We start from the raw sequence: 17,355 nt of genomic DNA on the forward strand, positions 1-17,355 counted from the left end.
CGGCTTCAGCGCTTGAGTTTACGCTTGTTGCGGTACTGGTCGATGACGACCGCCACCACAATAATCAGTCCCTTGATGATGTCCTGAATATACGCATCGACCCCGACAAAGGTAAACCCGCTGGCCATCACCCCGAGAATCAGCGCACCGATCACCGTGCCGGTGATGCGCCCTACGCCACCGGCCAGGCTCGTGCCGCCGATGACCGCAGCGGCAATCGCATCCAGTTCATACGACATGCCCATCCCGGCCTGCCCGGTCGCGGCGCGCGCTGAAGCCACCACACCTGCCAGGCCGGCCAGCAAGCCGGCGATGCTGTAGACGATGACCAGATGCCGCTTGACGTTGATCCCCGAGGTACGCGCCGCCTGCATGTTGCCGCCGATGGCGTAGGTGTACTTGCCGTACTTGGTGTAACGCAGAGCGATGTGAAAGATCACCGCCACGACCAGGAAGATGATCACCGGCATCGCACCGTGCCCGATCGCCGTGTAGGAATCCGACAGCATGCTCACCGGCTGGCCCTCGGTGTAGAACCGTGCCAGGCCCCGCGCCGACACCATCATGCCGAGGGTGGCAATGAACGGTGGAATGCCGGTGATGGCAATGATGCTGCCGTTGATTGCCCCCGCCAACAGCCCCACCCCAAGCCCGGCGATGACCGGAATCCACACCGGCAAGTCCGTCAACGACGGAAACACCGCCCGGGCAAAGTCCGAGGTCTGTGCCAGGCTGGCCGCGATCATCGCCGACAACGCCAGCACCGAGCCGGAAGAAAGGTCGATCCCGGTGGTGATGATCACCTGCGTCACGCCGATGGCCAGCAGACCGATGATCGACACTTGCAGGATCATCAGCACCAGGCGCTGGGAGTTCATCAGGAAGCTTTGGTCGCGCACGATCCAGCCGAACACCTCAAAGACCAGGCCGATGCCGATCAGCACCAGGAAAATGCTCAGCTCGGTCGGGAAGCGCCGGCGACTTTTGATCGGTGCCGTTGCTGGCTTGTTTTCCAGTATCGCGTTCATAAACACTCACCCTTCTCTTGCGTAGCCAGCCGTGACCATCGTCACCACCGGCATCAATTAGTGAACCAAGGACAGGCCCGAGGCCAATTGCATGACCCGCTCCTGGGTCGCTTCGCTGCGGTCGAGGGTGCCCATCAGGTCGCCCTCGTGCATGACCATCACCCGGTCGCTCATGCCCAGCACTTCCGGCAGCTCCGAGGAAATCATGATCACCGCCATGCCTTCGCTGGCGAGGCAGGAAATCAGCCGGTAGATCTCGGCCTTGGCCCCGACATCGATGCCGCGAGTCGGCTCGTCGAGAATCAGGATTCGCGGGTTGGTCATCAGCCAACGCGCCAGCAAGGCTTTCTGCTGATTGCCGCCGGACAAGGTGTCGATGCACTGTTCCAGCGAAGGGGTTTTGACCCGCAGCTTCTTGCACATGTCTTCGCACAGCGCACGCAGGGCTTTCTGTTGGATAAAGCCATGTCCGGCGTAATGCGGCAGCACGGCCATCTCCATGTTTTCCAGGACCGACAGACACGGGAACAGGCCGCTGAGCTTGCGATCCTCGGTGAGCAAGGCGAAGCCCTTCTCGATGGCCAGGTGCGGATCGCTGATGCGCACCACTTCGCCATCGAGGCGAATCTCGCCGCCATCGCTTGGGGTAATGCCGAAAATCGCTTCGGCGACATTGGTGCGGCCCGAGCCCATCAACCCGGCGATCCCGAGAATCTCGCCCGCATGCAGGTCGAAAGAGACGTCTTTGAAAATACCGTCCAGCTTGAGGTCGCGCACCGACAGCAGCAGATCGCCGATCGGCTTCTCGCGCACCGGGAACAACTGGCTCAGTTCGCGACCGACCATCATCGATATCAGGCTGTCGCCGTCCATGCTGTCGGCCCGTTGCAGGCCGATGTAGGCGCCGTCACGAAACACCGCCACTTCATCGGCGATGCTGAACACTTCATTCATTTTGTGGGTGATGTAGATGATGCCTTTGCCCTGGCGCTTGAGGTCGGCAATGATCGAGAACAGGTGGGCGACTTCCTTGTCGGTGATCGCCGAGGTCGGTTCGTCCATGATCAGGATGTCGGAGTCGTAGGACACCGCCTTCGCAATCTCGACCATCTGCCGCTCGGCAATGCTCAGGTTGCCAACCTGCTCTTCGGGATCAAGGTTGATCCGCAGACGCTCCAGCAACTGGGCGGTGCAGCGGTGCATTTTGCGGTGGTCGATCATGTGCAGGCCGTTGAGCTGCTCGCGGCCGATCCAGATGTTTTCGGCGATGCTCATGTGCGGCATCAGGTTGAGTTCCTGGTGGATCATCGCGATCCCGGCTTGCAGCGCCGCCAGTGGCGTTTCGAAGACCACCGGTTTGCCCCGCAGGCGAATTTCACCGGCGTCCGGCTGGTAGATGCCGGCGATGATTTTCATCAGCGTCGATTTGCCCGCACCGTTCTCACCCATCAGGGCCAGCACGGAACCGGGGCGCACCCGAAGCTGTACATCGGACAAGGCCACCACACCGGGAAAACCCTTGCTGACGTTGATGATCTCCAGCAGGTACGGCTCATCGACAGGTGTTGCGGTTGGCTGGATACCCACCAACGGGGTGCTCGAAGCAGTCGCTGAAGCGAACATGATCAGGTACTCCATCAGCAAGGTCGCCGTGGCAACCTTGCGTACTTATTGTTGTTATTGAACGGACGGGCTATTTGAACGTGTCGACGTTTTGCGGGGTGATCAAGCGATACGGGACCCAGACGGCCTGCTCAACCGGCTCGTTCCTGGCCATTTTCACGGCGGTATCGATTGAACCGTCCGCCTGACCTTTGGCGTCCTGGAACACCGACACCGCCATGCTGCCCTTCTTGATGGCGTTCAAGCCATCCGGCGTGCCGTCGACACCGGCGATCAGCACACTGCCCTTGTCGACGCCGGCCTGTTGCAGGGCCATTGCGGCACCGATGGCCATTTCATCGTTGTTGGCCACGACCGCATCGAACTTGCGGCCCTGGGTCAGCCAGTCGTTGACCAGGGTCATGCCTTTGTCGCGCAGCCAGATCCCTGTCTGCTCTTGCTCGATCTTGATGTTCGGGTACTTGGCCAGCACCTCTTTAACGCCTTTGGTGCGGTTGGTGGTGGAGTTGTTCGCGAGGTCGCCGAGCAGAATCACGATGTCACCCTTGCCGCCCATTTTGTCGGCCAGGTACTGCATCTGCATTTCACCGGCCTCCAGGTCGTTGGAGGCTACCGTGACCACGCCTTTGGGCAGCTTCAGGTCATCCGGGCGGCGGTTGACATAGACCAGCGGGATGCCGGCCTTGACCGCCGCTTCAGTGATTTTTTTGGTGGCGGCGGTATCCACCGGATTGACCACAATGGCATCAACCTTCTGGCTGATGAAGCTTTCGACCTGGCTCAGTTGCTTGACCACGTCACTGCGAGCGTCTTCGAATTGCAGCTTTACGCCCTCGGGATATGCCTTGGCTTTCTTGTCCATGGACTCGCGCAGGTAGGTCAACCAGGTGTCATCGAACTGGGACATGCTGACACCGATCTTCATGTCGGCGAGTGCCGCGCCGCTGGCGAACATCAGGGACAAGGCAAGCGAGGCGAAACGGATCTGGGTCTTCATGAAAAGTCTTTCTCCACATTCTTGTTGGTTTTATGGATAAGGCGGGACGATTTTTCAGTAAGCGGGCAAGCGATGAAAACGAGCGAGAGGCAGGTCGCTGGAAACGACTTTATTGGAATATTATTTCTATATCAACTCATTTTAGAATTTTATTCTGATTTTATTCCACGGTGATCAAACTGCCCCAAAACCACCACTTGCTGGCGCTCTGCACTCAATCGCGCCGCGTCCAGAACGCGGGTGGTCGCCAGTGCATCACGGGCCTCGACCGGCAGTGGGCCACCGCTCTGTAACGCGGTTTGTAGCTGTAAATAGAACTGCTGCCAGCAGCCGCGTTCGGAGGGTACCCGCTCGCGCACTTCGCCCTGTTCGAACCAGCCCCAGCGCCGATGCTCCTCGACGCCCCAGCGTTCGCCTTCGGATTTTGGCGAGAGCCCGGCCAGCGCCGAGGCCTCCTGCCCGTCCAGCCCGTCGACGCTGTAGCAACCCTGGGTGCCGGTAACGCGGAAACGCGGCCCGGGGGTGTTTTGCAGGCAACTGCCGCCCAGGTGCGAGGTGACGCCGCTGGCATGGGTCAGGGACATAAAGAAGCCGTTATCGAACACCTGGTCTTTTTCCAGGTAGTCCAGTTCGGCGTAGACCCGCGTGACCGGGCCAAACAGTTGCAGCGCCTGGTCCACCAGATGGCTGCCCAAATCACGAAGAAAGCCGCCGCCACTGCCGTTGTTCACGGCTTGCGGGGCGTAACGCTCGATTCGCGATTCGAAACGGGTGACCTGGCCCAACGCGCCGGACTCGATGAGTTTGCGCACGGTGAGGAAGTCCGAATCCCAACGCCGGTTCTGGTAGACGCTGAGCCGCACGCCCTGGCGCTCGGCCATGGTGATCAGGGTCTGTGCCTGTTGCGCATCGGCGGCGAAGGGTTTGTCACTGACCACCGCCACGCCATGTTCGATGCCGTCGAGCACCAGCGCCGGGCGACCCTTGAGTGGAGTGGAAATCACCAGCACATCAACGCCGGCCTCGACCAGCTGGCCAATGCTGTCGAAGGCCGGCACGCCAGGGTGCTCGGTCGCCAGCAGCTGTCGGCGCTCCGGTGAACGGGTGACCACGCCGACAAACTTCGCGGTCGGCAGGCTGCTGATCAGCGGAGCATGGAAAAACCGGCCGCCATGGCCGTAACCGACAAGTCCGATACGCATGTGTGTATTCCTTCTTATTGTTCTATGAACCGCTCACCGGGTGTACATGGCCCCTGTGGGAGCGAGCTTGCTCGCGATAGCGGTCTGACAGTCACTTTGAGGTTGAATGTGCTGCCGCCATCGCGAGCAAGCTCGCTCCCACAGGGATGGTGGTTAGCCGTAGAAATGTGGCCGGTCAGGCAGAGCAACTTTGACGATGGCCCCGCTGCCTTGTGCTTCGATGCACGCATCTGCTGCAACGGCGGCGGCGAAGCCATCCCAGGCCGATGGCCCGCCCACCTGCCCGGCCCGTACGCCATCGATAAACGCCTGCAACTCCACGTCATAGGCCGCGATGAAACGGTCCTTCCAGTCCATCAGAATTGCGTTGGACAGCTTCGCGCCGCTGCGTAACTGAACCTGCGACGGCTCTGGCAATTTGGCGATGCCGGTCTCCCCCACCACTTCGCACTGGATGTCGTAGCCGTACTGGCAATTGACGAAGACTTCCACGTCGATGCGCGTGCCCTTGGCGGTTTCCAGCAGGACGATCTGCGGGTCTTTCAAGTGCGCGAGGGCTTTGCTGGTCTTGCGTGGGAATACGACCTGCACCGACACATAATCGTCGTCGAGCAACCAGCGCAGCACGTCCAGCTCATGGATCAGCGTGTCGGTGATCGCCATGTCGGTCTTGTAGTTCTCACCCACGGTCGGGTTGCGGTGCGCGCAGTGCAGCATCAACGGTTCGCCGATCTGGCCGCTGTCGATGACCGCTTTGAGGGCGCGATAACCTTCATCGTACGGACGCATGAAGCCCACTTGCACCAGGCGTTTGCCGTGGGCCACTTCGGCTTCGACGATCTTGCGGCAGCCTTCAGCGGTGACCGCCAGCGGCTTCTCGCAGAACACCGGTTTGCCGGCTGCGATTGCTGCCAACACGAACTCCTCGTGGCTCGGCCCCCAGGAAGTGACGAGGATCGCCTCGACTTCCGGCGCCTTGATCAGCGCGTGGCCGTCAGGATAAACCTCGGCGGTGAGCTTGAGGTCGGCCACCACTTTCGCCGCTTGCTGCAAATTAATGTCGGTCACCGCAACCACCTTGCTATTGAGCAAGGTCTGGCTGCAACGACGGATGTGGTCCTGGCCGATGGCCCCGGTGCCGATAACGCCTAGCTTCAACGACATGTCTGTTCTCCTGTTGGAATTTTTGTAGAGCAATCAGTACTGACGGGCCTTGGCCAGTCGTTCATTCAGGGTCTTGGCCACCGCGTCGGTGCGGGCGCTGGTGGAGACTTGCGCCACACCGACCCGCCACCACGACAGGTAGCCGTGAATCATGGTTTTGGGCAGGACCTTGATGTCGATCAGCGTCGACACCGTCTGCAACCGTGCATCCGCCAGTGCAGCCCGCAGCTCGTCCACGGTTTTGACCTTGTAGGTCTTGCAGCCGTAAGCCGCTGCGCTCATGGCGAAATCCACCGGCACGAAGTCGCCATCGAGCTTGCCGGTTTCAGGATTACGGAACCGGAACTCGGTGCCGAAGCTGTCCATGCCATTGCCCATTTGCAGGTTGTTGATGCAGCCGAAGGTCATGTTGTCCAGCAACACCACGTTGATCTTGCGTCGCTCCTGAATCGAGGTCGCCAGCTCCGAGTGCAGCATCATGTAAGAGCCATCGCCGACCAAGGCGTAGACCTCGCGCTGCGGCTCAGCGAGTTTCACACCCAACGCGGCGTTGACCTCGTAGCCCATGCACGAATAACCGTACTCGACGTGATAGGTGTTCACACCCTTGCTGCGCCAGCTGCGCTGCAAGTCGCCGGGCAAGCTACCGGCGGCGGCGACGATAATGGCGTCATCGGCGAGGGTTTCATTGAGCACGCCGAGCACGCGGCTCTGGGTCAGGCAGGAACCGGTCAGCTCGATGAATTCGCGCAGCACCGCCGGGTCCATGTGATCGTTGATTTCCGGGGTGAAATCCTTGGCCTGGTATTCGACCTGATTGAGGCGGTCGATTTCTTCATCCAGCTGCACCTTGGCTTGCCGAGGCTGATTGCCCCAGCTGGAACGGTAATCGCCCAAGGCTTCGGACAGCGCTTGCAAGCCGGTTCTGGCGTCCGCCAGCAATTGCACGCCATCGAGTTTCAGCGCATCGCACGGGCTGATATTGAGGTTGAGAAATTGCACCTCGGGATGCTGGAACAAGGACTTCGACGCGGTGGTGAAATCACTGTAGCGGGTGCCAATTCCGATGATCAGGTCGGCGTCCCGGGCCAACAGATTCGCCGCCAGGCACCCGGTTTCGCCGATGCCGCCGACGTTCAGCGGATGGCTGGACACCACCGCGCTCTTGCCGGCCTGGGTTTCAGCGAAGGGAATGTCGAAGCGCTCGGCGAACGCCTGCAACTCAGCGTTGGCCCCGGAATAACGCACCCCGCCACCGCAAATGATCAGCGGCTTGCGCTTGCCCTTGAACAGCGCCGACGCATCACCGAGCATCGCCTCGGTGGCCGGACGCCGCTCGATGCGGTGCACGCGTTTCTGCAGGAAATAATCGGGGTAGTCGTAGGCCTCGGCTTGCACGTCTTGCGGCAAAGCCAGGGTCACGGCGCCGGTTTCGGCGGGATCGGTGAGCACGCGCATGGCGTGGATCGCCGCCGTCATCAATTGCTCGGGACGGTTGATGCGGTCCCAGTATTTGCTCACGGCTTTGAAGGCATCGTTGGTGCTGATGCTCAGGTCGTGAAACTGCTCGATCTGTTGCAGCACCGGGTCCGGCTGGCGACAGGCGTAGACATCGCCGGGCAACAACAGCAAAGGGATGCGGTTGGCGGTGGCCGTCGCGGCGGCGGTCAACATATTCGCTGCACCGGGGCCAACCGATGAGGAGCAGGCGTAGATCTTGCGGCGCAGGTGCTGCTTGGCAAAACCGATGGCGGCGTGGGCCATGCCTTGTTCGTTGCGGCCCTGATGGACGACGAGGTCGCCGCTGTCCTGCTCCAGGGCCTGGCCCAGGCCCAGCACGTTGCCGTGGCCGAAAATGGTAAAGACCCCGGCGACGAATTTGCTCTGGACGCCATCGACCTCGATGTATTGGTTATCGAGGAATTTCACCAGGGCCTGGGCCATGGTCAGTCGTGTTGTGGTCATGTCCAATCCTTCAATACACCAAAAAACCTGTGGGAGCGGGCTTGCCCGCGATGGCGGCGGTACATTCAACATTGCTGTGTCAGGTAGATCGCTATCGCGGGCAAGCCCGCGCCCACACGGGACTTTCATTAGCCTTGGGATTTTTGCAGGTGATCCATGCTCGCGCCGATGGCTTGCTCAATATCGGCCAGGCCATGCACGCTCTCGGCAAACGGTTCAAACGACAGGTAGCCGTTGTAGCCGTTACTCAACAACGTCTCGATTTGCACCGCGTTCCCGAGAATGTCGCCCTCGCCCACCAGCACCCGATGGCCGTCGCGAATGGTCGCCAGCGGTGCCTCGGCATCTTCGACGCCGGAGATGTGCACCAGTCCGGTCAGCTCGGGGAAAAACTCGGACTCGCCCGCCAGGTGATGGTGAAAGGTGTCGTGCACCAGGCGGAACACATCCAGCCCGCCAATAGCCTTGATCGCGTCCACCGCCGTGCGTTTGCGCCGCAGCGAGCACTCTTCAAAACCCAAGGGCTCGATGAAACCGAGAATGCCGTGATCGCGCAGGATCGGTGCCAGTTCGGTCAACGCGGCGCGCAACCACGTCGCGCGTTCGGCTTCGTTGCGCGGATCGGCGCGATCATTCAACGGGCACATGACCACGCCCTGTGCGCCGCACTTTTGGGCATACTCGGCCAGCTTCAACGCTTGCTCGCGACGCTCCGCGTTCCACACATCGAACGGGTACAACGCGTTGATCGACAGTACGGTGATGCCATTGGCGGCGCACAGTTCGCGCACCCGTTCCGGGGTGGTGCCGTCTTTGATCTCGACGCCTTCGAGGTCGTTGCGAATCTCGATGGCGTCAGCCTTGAGGGCCACCGCCAACTCGATGAATGCCGGCAGGGACAAACGGGGGGCGACCATACGGTTCAGGGCGAAACGCAGGGGCTTGCTCATTATTGTTGTTCTCCGCAAGGGCGTGTTATTTGGCAGTCGGCATGCTGAATTCAGGGCCTTTGGCAATGCTGTCGGGCCAGCGCTGCATCACGCTTTTGTAGCGACTGTAGAAGCGGATGCCTTCTTCGCCGTAGGCGTGGTGATCGCCGAACAGCGAGCGCTTCCAGCCACCGAACGAGTGCCAGGCCATCGGCACCGGAATCGGCACATTGATGCCGACCATGCCGACCTTGATGGTGCGGGCAAAGGCGCGGGCAATGCCGCCGTCGCTGGTGAAACACGACACGCCGTTGCCGAATTCGTGGGCGTTGATCAACGCCACGGCACTGGCGAAATCCGGCACCCGAACGATGCCCAGCACCGGACCGAAGATTTCCTGCTGATAGATGCTCATCTCGGTTGTGACGTTATCGAACAGCGTGGCGCCAACGAAGAACCCGTTCTCGGCGCCCGGCACCTTGAATCCACGACCATCGACAATCAGCTGCGCGCCTTGGGCCACGCCTTGATCGATAAAACCTTCGACCTTGGCCTTGTGCTCAGCCGTCACCAACGGCCCCATGTCACTGTCACCCTGCATGCCGTTGCCAACCTTGAGCTGATCGATGCGCGGCAGCAGTTTGGCAATCAACGCGTCACCGACATCGCCCACAGCGACCGCTATCGAGATCGCCATGCAGCGCTCGCCGGCCGAGCCAAAAGCGGCGCCGATCAAGGCGTCTGCGGCTTGGTCCAGATCCGCGTCGGGCATGACGATCATGTGGTTCTTCGCCCCGCCCAGCGCCTGAACGCGCTTGCCGCGTGAGGTGGCTTGCTGGTGGATGTATTCGGCAATCGGCGTCGAGCCGACAAAGGAAATCGCCTCGATGTCCGGGTGTTGCAGCAATGCGTCGACCGCCGTCTTGTCGCCCTGGACGACGTTGAACACGCCATCCGGCAAACCGGCTTCGGTCAGCAGGCGGGCCATCAGCACACTGGCCGACGGATCACGCTCGGACGGTTTGAGGATGAAACAGTTACCGGTGACCAACGCCAGCGGGATCATCCACAGCGGCACCATCACCGGGAAATTGAACGGTGTGACGCCGGCGCACACGCCCAGTGGCTGACGCAGGTTCCAGTTGTCGATGCCGCCGCCTATGTTGTCGCTGAATTCAGTCTTCAGCAGGTTCGGCGCGCCGCAGGCGTATTCGACGATCTCGATGCCACGGGTGACTTCGCCCTTGGCGTCGGAGAACACCTTGCCGTGTTCACGGCTGATGATTTCGGCCAGCTCATCGTGATGACGGTCGAGCAACTCCTTGAACTTGAACATCACCCGCGAACGGCGCAGGGACGATTGTTCGGACCACGCGGGGAAGGCTTTCAGGGCCGAGGCGACGGCCTCGTCCACGGTCTTCTGGCTGGCCAGCCCGACGCGCGCTTGCACCACGCCGGTGGCCGGGTTGAAGACGTTGCTGAACCGCTCGCTGGTGCTGTCTTGCACTTGACCGTCGATGTAATGGCCGATGACCGGGGCGTCGCTCATTGTTCTTGTTCTCCGTGCAAAAGGTGGAATTCAGGTTATTCAGTTCACAGATCCAGCAGCCAGCTGTGCTGCGGATCGTTATGGAACTGCCAGACGCGTTTTGGGCCGGCCATCACGTTCAGGTAATACGACTCGTAGCCGTACGGCACGCTGACCGGGTGATAGCCCTTGGGCACGACCACCAGATCGCTGTTTTCCACCGCCATGGCTTGATCGATGCTGCGGTCGTCGGTGTAGACGCGCTGGAACACAAAGCCTTGAGGCGGATTGATCTGGTGGTAATAGGTTTCTTCGAGGAAGCTCTGGTGCGGCAAATCATCGGTGTCGTGCTTGTGCGGCGGGTAGCTCGAGGAGTGCCCCGACGGCGTGCGCACTTCCACCACCAGCAGCGAATGCGCAGGCTCAGAGTCCGGCAGGATGTCGCAGACGTAACGGGTGTTGGCGCCCTTGCCGCGCACGCTGCGCTTCATGGTCTCGGGTTTGATCAGGCGAGGTCCGAGGCCATTACCGGCCAACCCTGGCGCGGCGCAGACGGCGATTTGCACATCGCTGAGTGCGACCACTTGCGCCTGGCTGCCCGGTGGCAAATACGCGGCGAACGGGGATTTGTCTTCGAACACCGACTGGCGATCGCCGAGGTTTTCCCAGTCGAACGCGCCCTGCCCCGGCGCTTCGCCCTTGATGCTGACGCGACCGCTGAGCAGCACCAGACACAGTTCTTTATCGCCTGCCGCCACCGGCAAGGTTTCGCCCAGGCTTAAACGGTAAGCGGCAAAACCGACGTATTCCAATTCACCCTGGCCCAACTCGACCATGGTCCGGCCACGGGCATTGCTTTTGACCAGCAGGCTCATCGCGCAATCCTCTCGTCGAGCAACGCACGCAAGGTGTCGAAGCCTTTTTTCGCATAGACATAGCTCGGTGCCACCGCCGGGTCCTGCTCGGCCTCGACCACCAGCCAACCGTGGTAATCGTTGGCCAGCAACACATCGAGCAGCGCGGCGAAATCGATGTCGCCATCGCCCGGCACGGTGAAGGTGCCGTTGATGATGCAGTCCGGGAAACTCCACAGATTGTTGCGCGCCAGTTGCACCACCGGTTTGCGCACGTCCTTGAAGTGCACGTGGCAAATGCGCTCGATGTGCTTGCGCAGCACTTGCAACGGTTCGCCGCCGCCCATGTAGCAATGACCCGAATCGAACAGCAGACCGACTTCGCTGCCGGTCAGTGCCATCAACGTGTCGATGTCCGCCGGGGATTCGACGTAGGCGCCCATGTGGTGGTGATACGCCAGGCGCACGCCTTGGGACAGGGTGAAACGCGCCAGTTCGGTGAGCTTGTCGGCGTATGCCTGCCACGCCTGTTCAGTGTGGAAACGCGGGCGTTCGACCAATGGAATGCGCTGGCCCTGGATGGAATCAGCGACTTCGCCGTAAACCAGCACGTTGGCGCCGTTCTTCGCCAGCAGCTCGACATGGCTGCCGATGGCGTCGATTTCTTCTGCCACCGAACGCTGCGCCAGGCGACTGGAATACCAGCCGGAGACCAGCGCCAGGTCATAAGGCCGCAGCACGTCGCCGACGCCTTTGGCATCCTTGGGGAATTTGCCGTTGAGTTCAAAACCTTCGTAGCCGATTTCCTTGCCTTCGCTTAAAGCGGTGCTCAGCGGCGTCTCGCCACCGAGGGACGGCAGGTCATCGTTGCTCCAGGAAATCGGGTTGATGCCAATTCGGATAGCGGGCATGGCTGCACCTATTATTGTTGTACCTAACCATTGAATACGGCGCGAATCCCTTGTGGGAGCGAGCTTGCTCGCGATGGCGGTGTATCAGGCGACATTAATGTTGAATGTGCCGCCGTCATCGCGAGCAAGCTCGCTCCCACAAGGAGGTCGCGGTGTTGCATCAGGCGCGGGCTGTGCGCCAGGCATCGATCAATTCGACAAACGTGCCCTGCACCTGGCGAATCAGTCCTTCATCATCGATTTCACCGGCCATCCACGCGCGGCTCGGCTCCTGGAAAATCGTGCGGCCGACGGCAAATCCGCGACAGGTCTGGCTCTGGCTCGCTTGCAGAAAGCCTTCAGCCAACGCCGCCGCAGGCGCATTCAGGCCCAGGAGCACCACACCCCGGCAGTACGGATCACGCTCCTGAATCAACTCATCGAGTTGTTTCCATTCCTCGGCGCTTTGCGCTTCGATCTTCCACCACGCCGGGTAGATGCCGAGGTTGTAGAGGCGTTTCAGTGCGCGATACAGCACGTCCGGGTGGGTTGACGGGTGGTCTTTAGGCGGGATGATTTCCAGCAGCAGTTCATGACCGCTGACTTGTGAGGCCTGATACAAGCCCTTGATCTGAGCTTCCTGTTCCAGGCGCAGCAATGGCTCGTCGTCCGGGTGGAATTGCACCAGGCACTTGATGATCTGTTCTTGCGGCCAGGCGATCAGGTTGCTGCCAATCGAGCGCCCGTGTTCGAACGCCAACGGCCGCGAGCCCTGCACTTCCACTGGCCGCGCCACCCACCAGCCACGGCCGGTGGCGGCGTTCAGCGAGTCCTGGCCGAAGCGTTGATCGGCCAACAGCCCGACATCGGCCTCGATGCCCTGCTCGCGCAAATCGGCTTCGACCCGTTCCACAGCCTTGATAAAGAGTTGCTTGAGTTCGCAGATAGCATTGAGGTCGCGACCGCCCTTGTGTGCCAGTTCAACCAGTTGCCCACGATGATCGAACGCAAAGATGAACAGCTGTTTCCACTGCTTGCGCGGCACGCTGACCTGATGCAAACGCTGCAACACCGCGTCCTGATCCGGCCGGGTGATCGGCACCGGGCTGTTGAACAGGTAATCGAGTTCGGCGCGGGTCGGCATCGCCGGGGCGCACGCATGGCGCGACACCACCAGACCGCCGCAGGCATTGGCCAACTGGCAGCAGCGCTCGTCGCTGGCGTCCTCCAGCCAACCGCTGAGGAAGCCCGACATGAAGGCATCGCCAGCGCCCAACACATTGAGCACTTCCACCCGAACGCCGGGGTAAATGGCGCCGTCTTCCAGCTGCGCCGGAATGGCACCGTGAATCACTGTGCAACCTTGCGGGCCAAGCTTGACCACCAGGGTTGCATCGCTCAGGCGCCGGACGTTGCGCAGCGCGCTGAGCAAATCCTCGGCGCCACCGGCAATCAAAAACTCTTCTTCAGTGCCGACGATCAGGTCGAAACGCGGGAGGATTTTCTGCACATGCTGGCTGACGTTCTGATCGGCGACGAAACGGGTCTCGCCGTCGGCCTTGCCGGCCAGGCCCCAGAGCACCGGGCGATAGTCGATGTCCAGCACGCGTTTGACGTTGTGTTTTTCGGCGTAGTCCAGCGCCTGGATGCTCGCCTTGTACACGCCGTCGGTGGAGAAATGGGTGCCGGTGATCAGCAAGGCTTTGCTGGAGGCTATAAAGGCTTCGCTGATGTCTTCGGCCCGCAGCGCCATGTCGGCGCAGTTTTCGCGGTAGAAGACCAGGGGAAAGGTTTCGCGGTCCTTGAGGCCCAGCAGCACCATCGCGGTGAGGCGTTCCGGGTCGACCTTGATGCCGCTGACGTCACAGCCTTCACGCGCCAGGGATTCCAGGAGGAAGCGGCCCATGTGGTCGTCCCCTACCCGGCTCAACATCGCCGACTTGAGACCCAGCCGGGCGGTGCCGAAGGCGATGTTGGCCGAAGATCCGCCGAGGTATTTGGCGAAGCTGCTCACATCCTCAAGCCGCGCTCCGACTTGCTGCGCATAGAGGTCGACGCCAAGGCGCCCCAGGCAAATCAAATCCAATTGACGCCCACTGGCAAAACGAGTCTGGCCCATGTTGGCTCCTGTTATTTTTATCAGCCTGCGTTCGGGCACTGGAGGCGCCGAACACTCTTGGTGGATGCAGACTAAAACGAGGGCGACCGAACAATCAATAAATATTCCAATTATTTTTTACGTGGAATATTTTTTCCAATAAACTCTTGTACAGGCGCTCCAGGCGCAGTGCATCGTTTCAGCAACCCCATACACGCCGCAAGCTCAAGATTTTATTCAGGCCTACCCTGTAGACTGCGCACAGCCAACCTATTGTCAGGGGATGACGCGATCTGTCGTCCCTATAAGAACAAGCCAGAAGGATTCCTTATGTCCCGCACCGATCAGCCGGCTACGTCCGAGAGCACGCCCGACAGCGATCTCGTCAGCCCCCCGATCAATGCCGAGCGTTTGCTGCAGTTGATCACCAACGAATACGAAAGCCTGCCGCGCCAGCTCAAACGCATCGCCAGCTACATGAGCCAGCAAAGCGACCGGATCATGGTCGACCGCATCAGCGATATCGCCCGCGAGTGCGAAGTGCACCCCTCGGCCATCGTGCGGTTTTCCCAGCGCTTCGGTTTCAGTGGTTTCAGCGAGATGCAGGCCTTGTTCCGCGAGGCGTACACGCACAAGACCACGCCGGTGCAGAACTACCAGCAGCGCATTCGCAGCATGATCGCCAACAAATCGCAAAAGGCCAGCGGTGGCGACCTCGCCCGCGAGTGCATCGACGCGACCCTGTCCGGCATTGAGCGACTGGGACAGGAACTCGATGACGAAGCCTTCGACAAGGCCGTGGACCTCGTCGTAAACGCTGACAACATCTACGTGGTCGGCGTGCGCCGCTCGTTCGCCGTGGCCGATTACCTGGTCTACAACCTGCAACACACCAACAAGCGCATTCATCTGGTGTCGGGCCTGGGCGGCAGTTATCGCGAGCAGATGCGCAGCGTGCGCGCCAATGACCTGGTGATCGCCATCAGCTTCACGCCCTACGGCAAGGAAACCCAGCACTGCCTGCGCATCGCCCAGCACAATCAGGCTAAAACCCTGATCATCACCGACAGCAACCTGTCGCCACTGGCCAAGCGCGCCAACACCGTGCTGCTGGTCAACGAAGGCAGTTCGTTTGCGTTTCGCTCACTGAGTGCGACGTTGTGCCTGTGCCAGGCCCTGTTTATCGCCGTGGCCTATCGACTGGAATTGAAGGTCGACGAGATCCACGAACAGGTCGGCTTCGAGGATTAACCACGCGCCACTTGCAGGTCATGGAAGCTCAGCTAAGGTAGTCCATCCCGACATGGACACCTCAAGGAACGGCGCTATGAAACTGATCGGCATGCTGGATTCGCCCTACGTGCGGCGCGTGGCCATTTCCGCCCGATACCTGGGCATCGACCTGGAACACGAATCGGTGTCGGTGTTCCGCCACTTCGAGCACTTCCAGCAGATCAACCCGGTGGTCAAGGCGCCCACCCTGGTGCTGGACGACGGCGAGGTGTTGATCGACTCGACCCTGATCATCGACTACCTGGAAGCCCTGGCCGGTCCCGGCAAAAGCCTGATGCCCGGCGACCTTAAACAGCGGTTGCGCACCTTGCGCCTGATCGGCCTCGGGCTGGCGGCGTGCGAAAAGTCGGTGCAGCTCTACTACGAACGCAACCTGCGTCCGGCCGACATCCAATACCAGCCGTGGGTCGAACGGGTTGAAGGTCAACTGGCGGCGGCGTACTCGTCACTTGAGCGCGAACTGGAAAAGCAGCCCCTGGGCAACGGCGCCTTGATCGGGCAAGACGGCATCACCCTCGCGGTCGCCTGGAGCTTTACCAACCTCGTGGTGCCGGATCAAGTCGATGCCGAGCAGTTTCCGCGGATCGCTGAATTCACCGCGCAGGCAGAAAAGCTTGAGGCCTTCATCAGTACCCCGATAACCTGAGCGGCCTCCTCCATCGGACCCGACCATGACCGCCGCTGAACAACCTGCCCCGGCGTTGAAGGAAATCTTCAACGCCGCGCGCCTCCAGCACATCGCGACCGAAATGACCGCGGTCTACCCGGCGTTCAACGCCAAAGCCTTCCTGAAAATGGCCAACGACGGCCTCGCCGGCCTGTCGATCATGCAACGCATGGCCCGGGTCAGCGAATGCCTGCACGCCGTGCTGCCGTTGGGTTATGACGAGTCCCTCGGAATCCTGCGCGCCCTCGCCCCCCGCCTCAACAGCGGCTTCGTCAGCATCTCGCTGCCGCATTACGTGGCGATGTACGGCGCGCATGATTTCGAACAGTCGATGGACGCACTCAAGTACTTCACCGCGTTTGGCTCTGCGGAATTCGCGATCCGCTATTTTCTGCGCAGAGATCTGCAGCGGTCGTTGGCGCTGATGCAGCAATGGTCCCTGGATGACAACGAACACGTGCGACGCCTGGCCAGCGAAGGCAGTCGACCGCGTTTGCCGTGGTCCTTTCGACTGGAACAGATTCAGCGCGACCCGACATTGGCGGCGGGAATTCTCGACAACCTCAAGGCCGATGCAAGCCTCTACGTACGCAAGTCCGTGGCGAACCACCTCAATGACATCACCAAGGACCATCCGGAGTGGGTGCTGGATGTGATCGAGGGTTGGTCGCTGGAAAACAAACACACGGCCTGGATTGCCAAGCATGCGCTGCGCAGTTTGATCAAACAGGGCAATCAGCGGGCGTTGGCGATTATCGGGGCGAGTGGCAAGGCTGAGGTTGAGATTATTGGGGTGAAAGTCGAGCCGGCGGTGATTCGGCTGGGGGAGAAAATTACGTTGTCGTTTGGCGTGAAATCCACGGTGGCGGAGAGTCAGCGGCTGGTGATTGATTATGCGATTGATTATGTGAAGGCCAATGGCGGGACGTCGGCGAAGGTGTTCAAGCTGAAGGCGTTGACGCTGGCTGGTGGGGGGAGTGAGTTTGTGAGTCGAGGGCAGCATATTAAGGAACTGACTACTCGCAAACACTATGTGGGCAAACACGCGGTGCACATCATGGTGAATGGCGAACGCCTTGCCAGCACCTCATTTGAGATCCTCGCGTAACGTGTAGCA

Annotated in this window: 14 protein-coding genes; 3 read left to right on the forward strand and 11 right to left on the reverse strand. The window is 60.7% G+C overall.

Annotated features, from left to right (window positions below):
* Positions 1 to 5: 5 nt before the first annotated feature.
* The 11 genes from ACM6I0_RS03610 to ACM6I0_RS03660 all read right to left on the reverse strand — a co-directional run bounded on the left by ACM6I0_RS03610 (position 6) and on the right by ACM6I0_RS03660 (position 14,299).
* Positions 6 to 1,028: an ABC transporter permease gene (locus tag ACM6I0_RS03610; RefSeq protein ID WP_414921469.1), complete on the reverse strand. Its 1,023-nt coding sequence runs from the start codon at positions 1,026 to 1,028 to the stop codon at positions 6 to 8.
* Positions 1,029 to 1,085: 57 nt separating this feature from the next.
* Positions 1,086 to 2,651: a sugar ABC transporter ATP-binding protein gene (locus ACM6I0_RS03615; RefSeq protein WP_414921470.1), complete on the reverse strand. Its 1,566-nt coding sequence runs from the start codon at positions 2,649 to 2,651 to the stop codon at positions 1,086 to 1,088.
* A 70-nt stretch (positions 2,652 to 2,721) separates the two neighbouring features.
* Positions 2,722 to 3,648: a sugar ABC transporter substrate-binding protein gene (locus ACM6I0_RS03620; protein WP_285435846.1), complete on the reverse strand. Its 927-nt coding sequence runs from the start codon at positions 3,646 to 3,648 to the stop codon at positions 2,722 to 2,724.
* Positions 3,649 to 3,797: 149 nt separating this feature from the next.
* Positions 3,798 to 4,850 (reverse strand): Gfo/Idh/MocA family oxidoreductase, encoded by a 1,053-nt coding sequence (locus ACM6I0_RS03625; protein ID WP_414921471.1) that lies wholly within the window; start codon positions 4,848 to 4,850, stop codon positions 3,798 to 3,800.
* A 153-nt stretch (positions 4,851 to 5,003) separates the two neighbouring features.
* Positions 5,004 to 6,014, reverse strand: coding sequence for a Gfo/Idh/MocA family protein (locus ACM6I0_RS03630; protein ID WP_414921472.1), 1,011 nt, complete (start codon positions 6,012 to 6,014; stop codon positions 5,004 to 5,006).
* Between the two features lie 33 nt (positions 6,015 to 6,047).
* Positions 6,048 to 7,979, reverse strand: a complete 1,932-nt coding sequence (iolD, locus tag ACM6I0_RS03635; RefSeq protein ID WP_414921473.1) for a 3D-(3,5/4)-trihydroxycyclohexane-1,2-dione acylhydrolase (decyclizing) — start codon at positions 7,977 to 7,979, stop codon at positions 6,048 to 6,050.
* A 128-nt stretch (positions 7,980 to 8,107) separates the two neighbouring features.
* On the reverse strand, positions 8,108 to 8,929 hold the full coding sequence (locus ACM6I0_RS03640; RefSeq protein ID WP_414921474.1) for a TIM barrel protein: 822 nt from the start codon (positions 8,927 to 8,929) through the stop codon (positions 8,108 to 8,110).
* A 25-nt stretch (positions 8,930 to 8,954) separates the two neighbouring features.
* Positions 8,955 to 10,457, reverse strand: coding sequence for a CoA-acylating methylmalonate-semialdehyde dehydrogenase (locus ACM6I0_RS03645; protein WP_414921475.1), 1,503 nt, complete (start codon positions 10,455 to 10,457; stop codon positions 8,955 to 8,957).
* A 44-nt stretch (positions 10,458 to 10,501) separates the two neighbouring features.
* Entirely contained in the window at positions 10,502 to 11,311 is an 810-nt protein-coding gene (gene iolB / locus ACM6I0_RS03650; RefSeq protein ID WP_414921476.1) for a 5-deoxy-glucuronate isomerase, read from the reverse strand.
* The gene (iolE, locus tag ACM6I0_RS03655) at positions 11,308 to 12,201 is read right to left on the reverse strand and encodes a myo-inosose-2 dehydratase (RefSeq protein WP_414921477.1); all 894 of its coding nucleotides are present in this window, start codon (positions 12,199 to 12,201) and stop codon (positions 11,308 to 11,310) included. The genes iolB and iolE overlap by 4 nt, the downstream gene beginning before the upstream one ends.
* A gap of 160 nt (positions 12,202 to 12,361) precedes the next feature.
* Positions 12,362 to 14,299, reverse strand: coding sequence for a bifunctional 5-dehydro-2-deoxygluconokinase/5-dehydro-2-deoxyphosphogluconate aldolase (locus tag ACM6I0_RS03660; protein WP_414921478.1), 1,938 nt, complete (start codon positions 14,297 to 14,299; stop codon positions 12,362 to 12,364).
* Positions 14,300 to 14,608: 309 nt separating this feature from the next.
* Here ACM6I0_RS03660 and ACM6I0_RS03665 point away from each other — a divergent pair, with 309 nt between their 5' ends.
* From ACM6I0_RS03665 to ACM6I0_RS03675, 3 genes are all read left to right on the forward strand, one after another.
* Positions 14,609 to 15,529, forward strand: coding sequence for a MurR/RpiR family transcriptional regulator (locus tag ACM6I0_RS03665; RefSeq protein WP_222587289.1), 921 nt, complete (start codon positions 14,609 to 14,611; stop codon positions 15,527 to 15,529).
* Positions 15,530 to 15,605: 76 nt separating this feature from the next.
* On the forward strand, positions 15,606 to 16,217 hold the full coding sequence (locus tag ACM6I0_RS03670; protein ID WP_414921479.1) for a glutathione S-transferase: 612 nt from the start codon (positions 15,606 to 15,608) through the stop codon (positions 16,215 to 16,217).
* Between the two features lie 25 nt (positions 16,218 to 16,242).
* A complete protein-coding gene (locus ACM6I0_RS03675; RefSeq protein WP_414921480.1) occupies positions 16,243 to 17,346 on the forward strand; it encodes a DNA alkylation repair protein in 1,104 nt (367 codons plus the stop codon).
* Positions 17,347 to 17,355: the final 9 nt, after the last annotated feature.

The sequence above is a fragment of the Pseudomonas sp. IT-P294 genome, assembly GCF_949767865.1.
Lineage (GTDB): Bacteria > Pseudomonadota > Gammaproteobacteria > Pseudomonadales > Pseudomonadaceae > Aquipseudomonas.

Excerpts from the sequence above, each read along its gene's own strand:
- ACM6I0_RS03670 (WP_414921479.1), top strand. The coding sequence starts at position 15,606 with ATGAAACTGATCGGCATGCTGGATTCGCCCTACGTGCGGCGCGTGGCC.
- ACM6I0_RS03640 (WP_414921474.1), bottom strand. The coding sequence starts at position 8,929 with ATGAGCAAGCCCCTGCGTTTCGCCCTGAACCGTATGGTCGCCCCCCGT.
- ACM6I0_RS03630 (WP_414921472.1), bottom strand. The coding sequence starts at position 6,014 with ATGTCGTTGAAGCTAGGCGTTATCGGCACCGGGGCCATCGGCCAGGAC.
- ACM6I0_RS03645 (WP_414921475.1), bottom strand. The coding sequence starts at position 10,457 with ATGAGCGACGCCCCGGTCATCGGCCATTACATCGACGGTCAAGTGCAA.
- ACM6I0_RS03675 (WP_414921480.1), top strand. The coding sequence starts at position 16,243 with ATGACCGCCGCTGAACAACCTGCCCCGGCGTTGAAGGAAATCTTCAAC.
- iolB (WP_414921476.1), bottom strand. The coding sequence starts at position 11,311 with ATGAGCCTGCTGGTCAAAAGCAATGCCCGTGGCCGGACCATGGTCGAG.
- ACM6I0_RS03620 (WP_285435846.1), bottom strand. The coding sequence starts at position 3,648 with ATGAAGACCCAGATCCGTTTCGCCTCGCTTGCCTTGTCCCTGATGTTC.
- iolE (WP_414921477.1), bottom strand. The coding sequence starts at position 12,201 with ATGCCCGCTATCCGAATTGGCATCAACCCGATTTCCTGGAGCAACGAT.
- ACM6I0_RS03610 (WP_414921469.1), bottom strand. The coding sequence starts at position 1,028 with ATGAACGCGATACTGGAAAACAAGCCAGCAACGGCACCGATCAAAAGT.
- ACM6I0_RS03665 (WP_222587289.1), top strand. The coding sequence starts at position 14,609 with ATGTCCCGCACCGATCAGCCGGCTACGTCCGAGAGCACGCCCGACAGC.
- iolD (WP_414921473.1), bottom strand. The coding sequence starts at position 7,979 with ATGACCACAACACGACTGACCATGGCCCAGGCCCTGGTGAAATTCCTC.
- ACM6I0_RS03660 (WP_414921478.1), bottom strand. The coding sequence starts at position 14,299 with ATGGGCCAGACTCGTTTTGCCAGTGGGCGTCAATTGGATTTGATTTGC.
- ACM6I0_RS03615 (WP_414921470.1), bottom strand. The coding sequence starts at position 2,651 with ATGTTCGCTTCAGCGACTGCTTCGAGCACCCCGTTGGTGGGTATCCAG.
- ACM6I0_RS03625 (WP_414921471.1), bottom strand. The coding sequence starts at position 4,850 with ATGCGTATCGGACTTGTCGGTTACGGCCATGGCGGCCGGTTTTTCCAT.